General features: G+C 40.7%; 12 protein-coding genes. 4 read left to right on the top strand and 8 right to left on the bottom strand.

The annotated features are described in order from the left end of the window. Positions 1-127 precede the first annotated feature (127 nt). Entirely contained in the window at positions 128-358 is a 231-nt protein-coding gene (locus tag FOA33_RS02980) for a DUF1797 family protein (protein ID WP_000443577.1), read from the top strand. A 239-nt stretch (positions 359-597) separates the two neighbouring features. Next, positions 598-2,859, top strand: a complete 2,262-nt coding sequence (locus FOA33_RS02975; RefSeq protein WP_221160589.1) for an ATP-dependent Clp protease ATP-binding subunit — start codon at positions 598-600, stop codon at positions 2,857-2,859. A 42-nt stretch (positions 2,860-2,901) separates the two neighbouring features. Here the strand turns inward: FOA33_RS02975 and FOA33_RS02970 are convergent, their stop codons facing one another. Next, positions 2,902-3,516 (bottom strand): GyrI-like domain-containing protein, encoded by a 615-nt coding sequence (locus FOA33_RS02970; RefSeq protein ID WP_221160588.1) that lies wholly within the window; start codon positions 3,514-3,516, stop codon positions 2,902-2,904. Between the two features lie 54 nt (positions 3,517-3,570). Next, complete coding sequence (locus tag FOA33_RS02965; RefSeq protein ID WP_221160587.1) at positions 3,571-4,473, bottom strand: helix-turn-helix transcriptional regulator; 903 nt, start codon at positions 4,471-4,473, stop codon at positions 3,571-3,573. 176 nt (positions 4,474-4,649) lie between these two features. On the opposite strand from FOA33_RS02965, the gene FOA33_RS02960 reads away from it, so the two are divergent. Both FOA33_RS02960 and FOA33_RS02955 read left to right on the top strand, forming a co-directional pair. Continuing rightward, positions 4,650-5,102 (top strand): NUDIX hydrolase, encoded by a 453-nt coding sequence (locus FOA33_RS02960; RefSeq protein ID WP_221160586.1) that lies wholly within the window; start codon positions 4,650-4,652, stop codon positions 5,100-5,102. A gap of 58 nt (positions 5,103-5,160) precedes the next feature. Then, positions 5,161-5,460, top strand: a complete 300-nt coding sequence (locus tag FOA33_RS02955; protein ID WP_000767187.1) for a DUF1827 family protein — start codon at positions 5,161-5,163, stop codon at positions 5,458-5,460. Between the two features lie 72 nt (positions 5,461-5,532). Here FOA33_RS02955 and metK read toward each other — a convergent pair whose 3' ends face one another. The 6 genes from metK to ftsE all read right to left on the bottom strand — a co-directional run bounded on the left by metK (position 5,533) and on the right by ftsE (position 13,249). After that, on the bottom strand, positions 5,533-6,723 hold the full coding sequence (metK, locus tag FOA33_RS02950) for a methionine adenosyltransferase (protein WP_221160585.1): 1,191 nt from the start codon (positions 6,721-6,723) through the stop codon (positions 5,533-5,535). Between the two features lie 196 nt (positions 6,724-6,919). Continuing rightward, positions 6,920-8,263: a DEAD/DEAH box helicase gene (locus tag FOA33_RS02945; RefSeq protein ID WP_221160584.1), complete on the bottom strand. Its 1,344-nt coding sequence runs from the start codon at positions 8,261-8,263 to the stop codon at positions 6,920-6,922. Between the two features lie 104 nt (positions 8,264-8,367). Beyond that, positions 8,368-9,183, bottom strand: a complete 816-nt coding sequence (locus FOA33_RS02940) for an endonuclease/exonuclease/phosphatase family protein (protein ID WP_221160583.1) — start codon at positions 9,181-9,183, stop codon at positions 8,368-8,370. A gap of 51 nt (positions 9,184-9,234) precedes the next feature. After that, positions 9,235-11,421, bottom strand: coding sequence for a PTS transporter subunit IIBC (locus FOA33_RS02935; RefSeq protein ID WP_221160582.1), 2,187 nt, complete (start codon positions 11,419-11,421; stop codon positions 9,235-9,237). A gap of 216 nt (positions 11,422-11,637) precedes the next feature. After that, entirely contained in the window at positions 11,638-12,564 is a 927-nt protein-coding gene (gene ftsX, locus FOA33_RS02930) for a permease-like cell division protein FtsX (RefSeq protein ID WP_000625557.1), read from the bottom strand. Continuing rightward, the gene (gene ftsE, locus FOA33_RS02925) at positions 12,557-13,249 is read right to left on the bottom strand and encodes a cell division ATP-binding protein FtsE (protein ID WP_000022271.1); all 693 of its coding nucleotides are present in this window, start codon (positions 13,247-13,249) and stop codon (positions 12,557-12,559) included. The genes ftsX and ftsE overlap by 8 nt, the downstream gene beginning before the upstream one ends. Positions 13,250-13,265 lie beyond the last annotated feature (16 nt).

The following is a 13,265-nucleotide window of genomic DNA, read 5'->3' as shown; positions in this document are numbered from 1 at the left end:
TTTTTTCTCTAATTTTAACAATTAACTTGATAGAATGGAGAAATAGAAAGAAATCACAGTTTTTTTCTAGTCAACTACCTCTTGTTTATGGTAAAATAGAAACGATAAGAAATGGAGGAGAATCAAAATGGAATCACATTTGGTTAGAATCATTAACCGCCTAGAAGCAATGACAAAAGATGGTGGAAATCTAAAACGTAATTTTGAACGTGAAGGTGTTGTTGTCGCAGAAGTTGCATACAGCCACGACGAAGAAAACGGATCACTCTTCACTCTTCGCGATGTAGAAGCTCGTGAAACCTATACCTTTGATAGCATTGATTTGATTGCAATGGAGATCTACGAACTCCTTTACTAATATACAAACAGCAGAGAGACCCCTGCTTGATGAATGAGAATCCTTTTTGTCACCACAAATGGGATTTTTTTCTTACCTTCAAGTCGCTTAATCCTCCATAAATCCTTCTTTTAAAAATGACCACTTCCCAATCTTTTTACTTGCTTTACACCTTAATCATGCTATAATGAGAGTATAAAACTTTGACTATTCTTGACCTTTTTCTTAGGTCAAGAATACGAATGAAATGAGGTAGATGTATGCTCTGTCAAAACTGTAAAATTAACGACTCAACAATTCATCTGTATACCAATATCAATGGACAGCAAAAACAAATTGATCTCTGTCAAAATTGCTATAAAATTATCAAAACAGATCCAAATAATACCCTCTTTAAAGGAATGACTGACTTAAACAATCGTGACTTTGATCCTTTTGGAGACTTTTTCAATGATTTGAACAATTTCAGGGCTTCTTCAAATAACGTCCCTCCAACTCAATCCGGTGGGGGATACGGAGGTAATGGGGGATACGGACCTCAAAACCGCGGACCTGTTCAAACACCTCCTCCTAGCCAAGAAAGAGGGCTCCTAGAGGAATATGGTATCAACGTGACTGAAATAGCTCGTCGGGGAGATATTGACCCTGTTATAGGTCGAGATGAGGAGATTATCCGCGTTATCGAAATCCTCAACCGTCGAACCAAGAACAATCCTGTCCTTATCGGAGAACCAGGTGTTGGTAAAACTGCCGTTGTCGAAGGTTTAGCTCAGAAGATTGTCGATGGTGATGTTCCCCATAAACTCCAAGGCAAGCAGGTCATCCGTCTGGATGTGGTTAGTCTAGTTCAAGGAACAGGGATTCGAGGTCAATTTGAAGAGCGTATGCAAAAGCTCATGGAAGAGATACGCAAACGCGAGGACATCATTCTCTTTATCGACGAAATCCATGAAATTGTTGGTGCAGGATCTGCTGGCGATGGCAATATGGATGCAGGAAATATCCTCAAACCAGCCCTTGCCCGTGGTGAATTGCAACTGGTCGGCGCTACTACTCTCAATGAATACCGTATCATTGAAAAAGATGCTGCTTTGGAACGCCGTATGCAGCCTGTCAAAGTTGATGAACCAACTGTCGAAGAAACCATTATCATCCTCAAAGGGGTTCAAAAGAAATACGAAGACTACCATCACGTCAAGTACACAGACGCTGCCATCGAAGCAGCTGCTACTCTTTCCAATCGTTACATCCAAGATCGCTTCTTGCCTGACAAGGCTATTGACCTGTTGGATGAAGCGGGTTCTAAGATGAATCTAACGCTGAACTTTGTTGATCCTAAAGTGATTGACCAGCGTTTAATTGAAGCTGAAAATCTCAAGGCTCAGGCTACACGAGAGGAAGACTTTGAAAAAGCTGCCTATTTCCGCGATCAGATTGCCAAGTACAAGGAAATGCAGAAAAACAAGGTGACTGACCAAGATACTCCTATCATTAGCGAGAAAACCATTGAGCATATCATTGAGCAGAAAACCAATATTCCTGTTGGAGAACTCAAAGAAAAAGAACAGTCTCAGCTTATCCATCTAGCAGACGACCTCAAGGCCCATGTCATTGGTCAAGATGAAGCTGTCGATAAGATTGCCAAAGCCATCCGTAGAAATCGTGTTGGACTTGGAACTCCTAACCGGCCAATCGGAAGTTTCCTCTTTGTCGGACCAACTGGTGTCGGTAAGACAGAACTTTCCAAACAACTAGCCATTGAGCTCTTTGGCTCTGCTGACAGCATGATTCGCTTTGATATGAGTGAATACATGGAAAAACACAGTGTGGCTAAATTAGTCGGTGCCCCTCCAGGCTATGTAGGCTATGATGAAGCTGGTCAACTGACTGAAAAGGTTCGTCGCAATCCCTACTCTCTCATCCTTCTCGATGAAGTTGAAAAAGCCCACCCAGATGTGATGCACATGTTCCTTCAAGTCTTGGATGATGGTCGTTTGACAGATGGGCAAGGACGTACAGTTAGCTTTAAGGATGCCATCATTATCATGACCTCAAATGCGGGTACTGGTAAGGCCGAAGCCAGCGTTGGTTTTGGAGCTGCTCGTGAAGGTCGAACCAACTCTGTTCTCGGTGAACTCGGCAACTTCTTTAGTCCAGAGTTTATGAACCGTTTTGATGGCATCATCGAATTTAAACCTCTCAGCAAGGACAACCTTCTCCAAATCGTCGAACTCATGCTAGCGGATGTCAACAAACGCCTCTCTAGCAACAATATCCACCTCGATGTGACAGACAAGGTCAAGGAAAAGTTGGTTGACTTGGGATATGATCCAAAAATGGGAGCACGCCCACTCCGCCGTACCATTCAAGACCATATCGAGGATGCCATCACAGACTACTACCTTGAAAACCCAAGTGAAAAAGACCTCAAGGCAGTCATGACAAGCAATGGTAAGATTCAAATCAAATCTGCCAAAAAAACTGAAAAAATCAAAGAGAATACTTCTGAAAGAGAAGATTAGAACTCATAAAAAAGAACAGGAAATCTTGTTTCCTGTTCTTTTTTAATTCTCTTCTTGAACTTGATAGCGAAGAATTGTTTTTAATTTGCTTGGCTCCGTTCGATGAAGATTATTGAGATAAATTTCTCGGTGGACTTCCGAAGTTCTTTTGAGCTTATGAAGTTGACAAAAATACTCCATCTCTGCAAAAGTCTCATTTTCAGTATCAAAAGGTCCTACATGAAGCATAGCAAGGCTTGGGCCTTCTTCTATCTTTTCAAAACGAACAGCCTCATAGAGAGGATTTGGCTTCTTGATTTTCACCTCTTCCAAAGCTTTTTCAAATAGTTCTCTCGTAATAAAATCGGGTTGCCCAATCATAATGCTACAAGAAAGCTCACTTTTTACCAGTTCTCCCTCCTTCCCCTTTTTCCATACCCCTTCTAAAGGAAAAACAGTAAAATCAGTGTAAACCTCATCCAGAGGAGCTTTTTTATACTTCATCTTTATCGCATAAGCTAAGGCATATAAGGCCCCTACTCGTTCTGAAAAATCTTCTTGATTTGGATCGCCTTTACCATCAATCACGATATAGGATTGACCTGGCACCTGCAAGATGCTGGGCCTAGCCTTCACTTGATAAAGAGCTTTTGCTTCTTTTCTCCATTCGTATTTCATTTGGTTCTTCTCCTTTCTGTCTCTAGTATAGCACCAAAACCCTGACATCTTTTGTCAAGGTTTGTAAAGTTTTTGGATTTTTTCTACTCTAGAAAGTAGTTCCCTCTTCACATAATCGGGTTCGAGTATTTCCACTCCATCTAAATAAGACAGGAGGTAAGTATACAGACTTTCGTGCTTTGGTAAGACTGTCTTGACATAGTAGTAGCCATCTTTCCCCAAGCTAATCTCAGCTTCTGAAAAATCTTCATAAACCCGGAAAGCAAGATTGGGACTAAACTTCAAGGAAACTTCGATTTGATTTGCCACTTGATCTGAACCATCAACGCAATCCAGCATATTTTTCTGCTTCATAGTTTCAGTTGTTAGGTGATAATTCCTAATTCTAGACAATTTGAAAAAACGCCACTCTTCTTTCAAACAACAGTAGGCATGAAGGTACCAATCTCTCTTTTTAAATACAAGTTTAAATGGTTCGACTGTACGAATCGTTTTCCGACCACTCCCACCTAGATAAGTAATCACCAGTTGCCTTTTCTCTAGAATAGCATGTTTGATGTTATCAAATAATTCTTTTTGACCTTCTCTCTTTCTCCAGTCAGTCAAGTCTACTTCTATCCAAGGGCTGGTAGAAACTTGAAAAATAGATTCCAATTTTTCAAGTAACAGGTCTTGCCTATCATCGATCAGGGCTTGAATTCCTTGCAAAGCTGACAGAAGTTCTAATTTTTCATCCTCCGATACTAGAGTACGATCCAGAACAAAGTCTTTCATTAAAAAGATCCCACCTGCCTTTCCAGGAACTGAATAAAGAGGAATTCCCGCCATACTCAACCGCTCAATATCACGATAAATCGTTCGTACAGATACTTCAAACAATCGGGCTAATTCAGGAGCCGTTGTACTGCCTTTTTCTAAAAGTAGATATAGGATACGAAATAGTCTTGATTCTGCCATAAAATCACCTCTCTTTTATTATACCAGTTAGAGGGCTAGGGTTGGAAAGTTTAACTAGACAAGTATTGACCAAGACAAAGTAGCTTTTTCTGCACAAGTTCGTTGGTTTATTCTTGACAGCTTGCCCCTCGTCCATTATGATAATAATAAAGACACTAGAGAATGAGGAAAAAGCAATGGCAAACCCAACTTATGGTGATAAAAAAGAGAATGTGACCTACCAGTCCCGCTATGGTGTGTACGCAGTTATTCCAGATGCGGAGAAAAAACAAATTGTCCTAGTTCAAGCTCCCAATGGGGCTTGGTTCTTGCCAGGTGGAGAGATTGAAGCAGGCGAAGATCATCAAGAAGCGCTGAAGAGAGAACTAATCGAAGAACTTGGCTTTACAGCTGAGATTGGAACCTATTATGGGCAAGCTGATGAGTATTTCTACTCTCGCCACCGTGATACCTACTACTACAATCCAGCTTATCTCTATGAAGCTATTTCTTTCAAAGAAGCACAAAAACCATTGGAAGATTTTAATCATATTGCTTGGTTCCCTATTGACGAGGCTATTGAAAAGCTCAAACGTGGTAGCCATAAATGGGGAATAGAAGCTTGGAAAATTCAGCATGGAATTGGCTAAAATACACGATTTTATCCAAAAAGTGCTATAATAGAGTTAGAAAATCGGAGGAACTGTTATGAAGCTTATCAACACGACTAATTCACACTCGCAACTTGTTAAAAACCAATTAGAAAGTACTGACGCAACTCTTGTCGAGGTCTATTCTGCCGGAAATACAGATGTAGTTTTCACACAAGCCCCGCTTCACTATGAAATCCTCATTTCCAACAAACACCGTGCTATTCGTGAACCTGAAATTGAAACCATCCAAGACTTCTTCTTGAAACGTAAAATCGACAAAGGAAGCATCGATGAAGCCAATATCAAAACCCTCTATTCGGATAAATTGATTGAGATCTCAATCCCTATAAAATAAGAGGACCAGCTACAAAGCTGGTTTTTACTTGCAAAAAAGATTGGTAGTTGTGTACTACCAATCTTTTTTATTTTATTTCACCGCTTCTTTCAAAGCCTCTACCTTGTCCAAACGTTCCCATGGAAGGTCAATATCTGTACGTCCCATATGTCCATAAGCCGCTGTTTGACGGTAAATTGGACGTTTAAGATCCAGCATTTGGATAATTCCTGCAGGGCGAAGGTCAAAGATTTGACGCGCTGCTTTTTCAAGCTTGCTTTCAGCTACTGTTCCTGTACCGAAAGTATCGATACGAACAGAAACAGGCTGTGCCACACCGATGGCATAGGCCAATTGCACTTCTACTTTCTTAGCAAGACCTGCTGCCACGATATTCTTGGCAATGTAGCGAGCCGCATAAGAGGCTGAACGGTCCACCTTCGTCGCATCCTTACCAGAGAAGGCACCGCCACCATGACGAGAATAGCCACCATAGGTATCCACGATGATCTTACGACCAGTCAAACCTGAGTCTCCTTGAGGTCCACCGATTACAAAGCGGCCAGTCGGATTGATGAAGAATTTTGTTTGCTCATCCAAGTAAGAAGCTGGAATAACTTCTTTGATAACCTTGTTAATCACATCTTGATGGATTTGTTCATTAGTAGCTTCTGGATCGTGCTGAGTTGAAATAACGACTGTGTCCACACGTACTGGACGATCATTTTCATCGTACTCAACTGTAACTTGTGATTTGGCATCTGGACGAAGATAACTGATTTCACCAGACTTACGAAGTTCTGCCAAACGACGAACCAACTTGTGGCTGAGTGAGATTGGCAATGGCATGAGTTCTTCTGTCTCATCCACTGCAAATCCAAACATGAGACCTTGGTCACCAGCACCAATCAAGTCAAGCGGATCTTGATCTGCACTTCCACGGACTTCCAAGGCTTCGTTAACACCTTGGGCGATATCCGGCGACTGCTCAACAAGCGATGGATGAACTCCAACTGTTTCCGCAGAAAAACCATATTCTGCATTCGTATAACCAATCTCTGCAATGGTATCACGAACCACACGGTTGATATCCACATAGGCATTTGTAGAAATTTCACCAAAAACATGGACAGAACCAGTGTATACAGCTGTCTCAGCAGCAACGTGCGCCTCTGGATCCTTTGCTAAAATAGCATCCAAAATCGCATCTGAAATTTGGTCTGCAATCTTATCTGGATGCCCCTCAGATACAGATTCAGACGTGAATAATTTACGTTCTGACATAAAAATGTCCCCCCTTAAAAAATATTGTTATAGAGTTACAAAGTACTGATAGGAAAACTACTCGTAATGAATACCTACCATCTTATCGGGACTATATAACCTTATCATTATACCACTTTTTACTCATTTTTGCATTCTTTTCGAAAATTTATAAAACGAAGGTACAAAAAGGAGCCATTCAGCCCCAATTTTGTTCTTAAAATGTTTGGCGTTTGGCTTTCCGCTCTGCACGGCCACGTGCGCGATTTTCAGCACGCTTGGTTTTGCGGCGTTTTTCATCAACCGCCCATTTGATTTTCTTCTTATAACCCGGTTTAACTTTTTTCTTTTTCTTTTTGACCAAGCCAATCATTTCAATATCAAGCTTATCCTGCTTCTTTTCACGGTTGGCACGACGATCACGGTCGTAGGTATCTTGAAACTCTCCGTCTTTGATCATCTTAGGAGTAAACTTGATTCCTAATTTCTCCAACTCACGGATATCCGAGTCATCGCTTGGCTGGTAAAGCGTAATAGCTATACCAGGTAGACCATTACGTCCAGTACGTCCCACACGGTGAACAAAGAAGGACAAGTCTTGCGGAATGGCGTCATTGATGACATGACTGACACCTTCAATATCAATTCCACGCGCTGCCAAGTCTGTTGCGACAATGTACTCAAAATCGAGATTTTTCACCTGATTCATGATCCGCTTGCGTTCACGAGGAGCAATATCTCCATGAATCTTAGCTACCTTCAAACCTTGAGCTGTTAGATATGTATGCAATTCATCTGCACGCGTCTTGGTATTAACAAAAATCATGGCTAGATATGGTTGCATGGCTTGCGTCAACTCATAAATCTGAGCATTTTTATCTCGTCCCTTGGTCGAAATCAACCAGTTATCAATGGTATCAGAAATGACTGTTTTTGTTTTGATTTTTTCCATAACAGGATTTGATAAATATTTTTTCAAGAATGGCTGCAACTTCTGTGGAATAGTTGCTGAAAAGACCATGAATTGCAAGTCCTTAGGAAGACTTCCTGCTATCTTGTCAACTGTCTCTAAGAATCCCATATCCAAGGTCATATCGGCTTCATCGACAACAAAGGTCTTAGCCTTGTGAATAGCCAGATCACCAGATTTGACCAAATCATAGATACGACCTGGCGTTCCGATAACGATATGGGGCTGGTTACTTGCCAATTTATCAATCTGGCGTGCCTTATCCGTACCACCCACATAATTAACCACACGAACTTCGACATCTGAGTGAGCTGCAATCTGACGAGCTGCTTGGTAGATTTGAGTGGCCAACTCACGACTTGGTGCAGTAATGACTGCTTGCACACTATCGCTAGTTTCATCTAATTGCTGGAAAATTGGTAATAAGAAAGTATGAGTCTTTCCTGAACCTGTTTTTGATTCACCGACCAAATCTCGACCTGCCAAGACAATAGGAATTAACTTATCCTGTACCTCTGTCGGAGTTGTAAATTTCAACTCCTCCAAAGCTTTTTCTATATAGTTTTTAAACTGAAATTTCGTAAATGACATACTATCCTCGATTCTATTCATCTAACCATTATACCATATTTTGAACATTTTCAGTAGTCCAGTTCGAGAAGCAAAAAATGAAAGGAATTGCTTCCTTTCATTTTTTATTTCCAGTTTAAAATAGCATTCAAACCATAGTGGTCACTGACTTGTGGACCATTTTGGCCATCAAAAACTACATGCAAACTTTCCACTTCTAAGTCTTTTGTCGTAAAGACATAGTCGATTCGTAGTGGTTCGGTATTGCCTTTCCAGCCATCAATTTCTGGTGGAACGGTATAGCTACCACTTCTTTCTTTCGCAACTTCAAACGCGTCTTGTAATCCTAATGGGCTAGCTAAAATCGCTTGATAGCCTTCCTGACCAGCTGGATTATTAAAATCACCTGCTAAAATCAGAGGTTTGTTCAACTCTTTTAATACAGCCTCAAATCGTGCCCATTCTTCTTGGAAACCTTTATCCCACCAAGAGAGATGGACACTTGCAAGAGCCAATTCCTTACCTTCAACTTCTGTCTCAGCCAAGGCAACGCGACGAGTATGGTAGTCCGTTGGATCATCTACATCTGATACTAAAATCTCACGCGCCTTAATAGGTGTTTTGGATAAGATAGCTACACCTTCATGGTAGCGGTCATAGCCAATATGATTATAAGCCCAAGTCCAGTAGTAGTTTTTCCCTTTCTCAGACATTTTTTCGACCAGGAGTCGTACATAGTGATCCTGATGAATAGGTTCTGCTGATGGCAAAGCTTGATAGTGATTGTTAACCTCTACCTCCGGCGAAGTCATTTCTTGATTAATTTCTTGAAAACAGATCAAATCATAATCTTTGTCAAGAATATCTTGGAGCAAGAGCTGGAATTTTTCCTCTGCTTCTTTTTCCATCCAACTATGAGTATTGAGTGTTAAAAATTTCATGCTTTTCTCCTAAAACAAGAGGTTGGAAAACAGCTTCCAACCTCGAGTATATTACAATTCTACTTTAGCAACTGCTGTTTTAGCTGCAAGAGAACCTGTTTGTTCTAATTTAACTGATTTGATAGCATCACCATTTGTAAAGACAACCACTGTTGATGTTTCACGACCTGCTGCTCGGATAGCATCCAAGTCAGCTGTCACAAGAAGATCACCTGCTGCAACCTTTTGTCCTTCAGAAACGTGAACAGTAAATGGTTTTCCTTCAAGACTTACAGTATCCAAACCAATATGAACAAGTACTTCAAGACCTGATTCAGTAACAAGTCCAAGTGCATGTTTTGTTGGGAAGATACTTGATACAGTACCTGAAACTGGAGATACAATGTTTCCATTTGCTGGTTCTACTGCAAAACCATCACCCATCATTTTTTGAGCAAAGACTGGATCTTTCACTTGTTCCAAGGCAATAACTTGACCGTCAGCTACTGAGTAAACTTCCTCAGTTACACCTTTAAAATGTACAGTATTTTTTTGAGCTTCTGTCATTTGACTTGGAAGAGTTTCAGGAATTACTTCACCTGAGTCAAGGATATCTTGGATATCAGATTTCAATACGTCAGCTTTTGGTCCGTAGATAGCTTGGACACCTTGTCCTTTCATGACAAGACCCATAGCGCCTTCTGCTTTCCATTGTTCCTCAGTACCAACACGATCTGCATCCTTAACAGTTACACGAAGACGAGTCATACATGCATCTACATCTACGATGTTTGCACGACCACCAAGAAGGTTAATGATATTTACAGCTTGAGAAGCTGCTGCAACTTTTGTTTCTCCTGGAGCTGCATCTTCTGATGCTCCTTCAGCAGTTTCATAGTTTCCGTTACGTCCTGGAGTTGCATAGTTGAATTTCTTAATCATGAAGTTGGCAATGAAGTACATGATGACTGCAAAGAGGACAGTTACCCAGATAAAGTTAATGATATCCATACCAAGACCAGCGTTGATAGCTAGCGGAGTACGAGTCAAGAATTCAATTGAACCGAATGAGTGCATACGAAGGTGAACAATATCCGCCATAGCAAAGGCAGCACCTTGAACAAGGGCATACACTAGGTAAAGAGGTGTTGCGATAAACATAAACATATACTCGATAGGTTCAGTAACCCCTGTCAAGAATGTTGCAAGGGCTGTCGCAATCATCATACCCTTGTATTGGTGTTTCTTGTCAGCATCAACATTGCGGTAGATAGCAACGATGACACCCATCAAGATACCGAATGAACCGATCATTTGACCAACTTTGAAACGAGCTGGAGTGATAGTTGTAAGAAGGTGTTGGTATTGGTCAGCATTTGAACCTTTAAGGTTAACAAGGTCTGTTACCCAAGCAAGCCAAAGTGGATCTTGACCAAATACTTGAGTTCCTTTAGCTGCACCAGTAAGGATTTCGTATGTTCCACCAAGAGCTGTATAGTTCATTGGGATTGTCAACATGTGGTGAAGGCCAAATGGCAAGAGCAAACGTTCCAAAGTACCATATAAGAATGGTGCGAGAACTGGAGCAGTTTCTTGAGAGTTGGCAATCCAAATACCAAAGTTATTGATACCTGTTTGAACTACTGGCCAGAAAGCTGCAAGTACAATTGCTGCAATAGCTGAACGAAGGATGACAACGAATGGTACGAAGCGTTTCCCATTGAAGAATGAAAGCGCATCAGGAAGTTTACGGTAGTTGTAGTATTTGTTAAAGGCAGTTGCCCCTACAAAGCCAGAGATAATCCCTACAAAAACACCCATGTTCAATGCTGGTGCTTCAAGAACACTGATGAAGTAATCAGAAACTTTGATTGAGCCTCCAAAGAGAGTAGTGACCATAGCCTCAGGGTTTTTAAGCATATCACTTGTAACTCCAAAGATAGTACCTGTGATACGGTTAATCAAGATAAAGGCAAGCCCGGCTGCAAATGCACCACCTGCACGTTCTTTTGCCCAGCTTCCCCCAATAGCAAGGGCAAACAAAATATGAAGGTTACCGATAACCCCCCAACCAATTTGCTCAAGGATTCCACCTGTAATCACTAGAGGAGCAAGATTTGGGTCGATCATCACGATTGATTTACCGATTGAGATCATCAATCCAGCCGCTGGCATAACGGCGATAACCACCATTAGAGCCTTACCGAATTTTTGCCAAAATTCGAAAGACAAGACATTTTTGAATGTAGCTTTCATCATTCAAATCTCCTTTATTTTATTTAGGCAAACGTTTTACGAAAACGTTTGCATTTGGTTATGTATTAATTATACCACTTTTATTTTTTTTGTAAAGGCTTTTATAAAAAAAATATCTACTTTTTTTAATTTTTAAAAGGAAAAAGAGAAGTTTACGAAAACTTCTCTTTAAAATTGTTTTGTTTTTCTGTTTTTATCTCAATTTACATTTATATCCAATTAGATTTTCAAGAATCGACGCATCGAAATTCCTGAACCAATTGAACCAATGAAAATTCCGATTACAAATAGTAGAACTGTCATCAAAGGGACAAACACATCTGGTGTAATCATCGATAAGTTTTGACCTACCAAGGATTTATTGACCGATTGATAAACGATATTGTAAACAAAGAATACAAGAACTGAAGGAATCGCTGCGCCAAGCAAGCCAATAAAAGCACCTTCTAGCAAGAATGGGCCACGGATATAACCATTTCTCGCTCCAACAAGACGCATGATCTGAATCTCACGACTACGTGAGATAATGGTGATTCGGATGGTATTGGAAATGAGGAAGACTGCAATAAAAATCAAGAGCCCTGCAATAACCAATCCCCAAACACGGATAAAGGAAGCTAGTTCAAAAAGTCGTTGAGTGTTGGCTCCACCATCTTGAACCTCTGATACTCCCTCAATTTTCTTCGCTTCTTCAGCTACTGTTTTAACATCACTTGGAGAATTTGTATCGACGATATAGGCATCATAGAGAGGGTTTGCATCCCCTTCAAAGACCTTCCAATCGTCACCCATTGTTTCCGTCAGTTTCTCGTATTGTTCTTCTTTACTTGAGAAGGTAACACTTTTTACAGCAGGCATAGCTTTCAAAGCGTCATAGACCTTGTGGTAGTCATTATTGGTAACTGTCTGACCTTCTTTTTCAATCGTTTCACTGTTGTCTGCTACATCCTTACGAATGTATACCATGACACGAACATTGTTTTCAATATCGGTAGCCAGTTTTGCTGTATTAAAAATTACAGATGCAAACAGGGCAACGAGTGTTAAGGTAATCATAACCGAACTCACTGCTGCTACTGTCATCCAGCCATTTCGTTTTAAACTTTTTAATGATTCAAATAAATGGCGAAAAAATCTACTAATCATCGTATCCATATTCTCCTTTAGCTTCGTCACGAACGACACGGCCATTTTCAATGGCAATGACACGGTGGCGCAAGGTATTTACGATCTGGCTGTTGTGGGTCGCCATCAAAACAGTTGTACCTTGAAGATTGATGCGTTCCAACAGATTCATAATTTCCCATGAGTTATCTGGGTCCAAGTTTCCTGTTGGTTCATCAGCAATCAATACTTTAGGATTGTTGACAATCGCACGGGCAATCGCAATCCGTTGCTGTTCTCCACCTGAGAGTTCATTCGGGAAAGAACGAACCTTATGTTTCAAACCAACCAGGTCCAATACTTCCATAACACGTTTTTTGATGTTACGGCGATTCTCTCCGATAACTTCCATTGCGTAGGCAATATTCTCATAAACCGTCTTCTTAGGCAAGAGTTTGTAATCTTGAAAGACAACCCCGACACTACGACGTAGAAGCGGGATATCTTTCTTCTTAATTTTAACTAGATTAAAGCCTGCAACTGATAGGCTTCCTTTTTCGATCTTTACTTCTCGGTATAAAGCTCGAATAAAGGTTGACTTACCTGCCCCAGAAGGTCCTACGATATAGGCAAACTCTCCTGGTTCAATGGTGACAGAGACACCACGCAGGGCAGTCGTTCCATTGTCATATTTTTTGACAACATCTCTCATTTCAATGATTGACATATGAGTTCCTTTCTTT

It is taken from the genome of Streptococcus cristatus (assembly GCF_019685515.1).
Taxonomy (GTDB): domain Bacteria; phylum Bacillota; class Bacilli; order Lactobacillales; family Streptococcaceae; genus Streptococcus.
The sequence above is the reverse complement of the archived record's forward strand: the minus strand, read 5'-3'. Positions and strand labels throughout refer to the sequence as shown.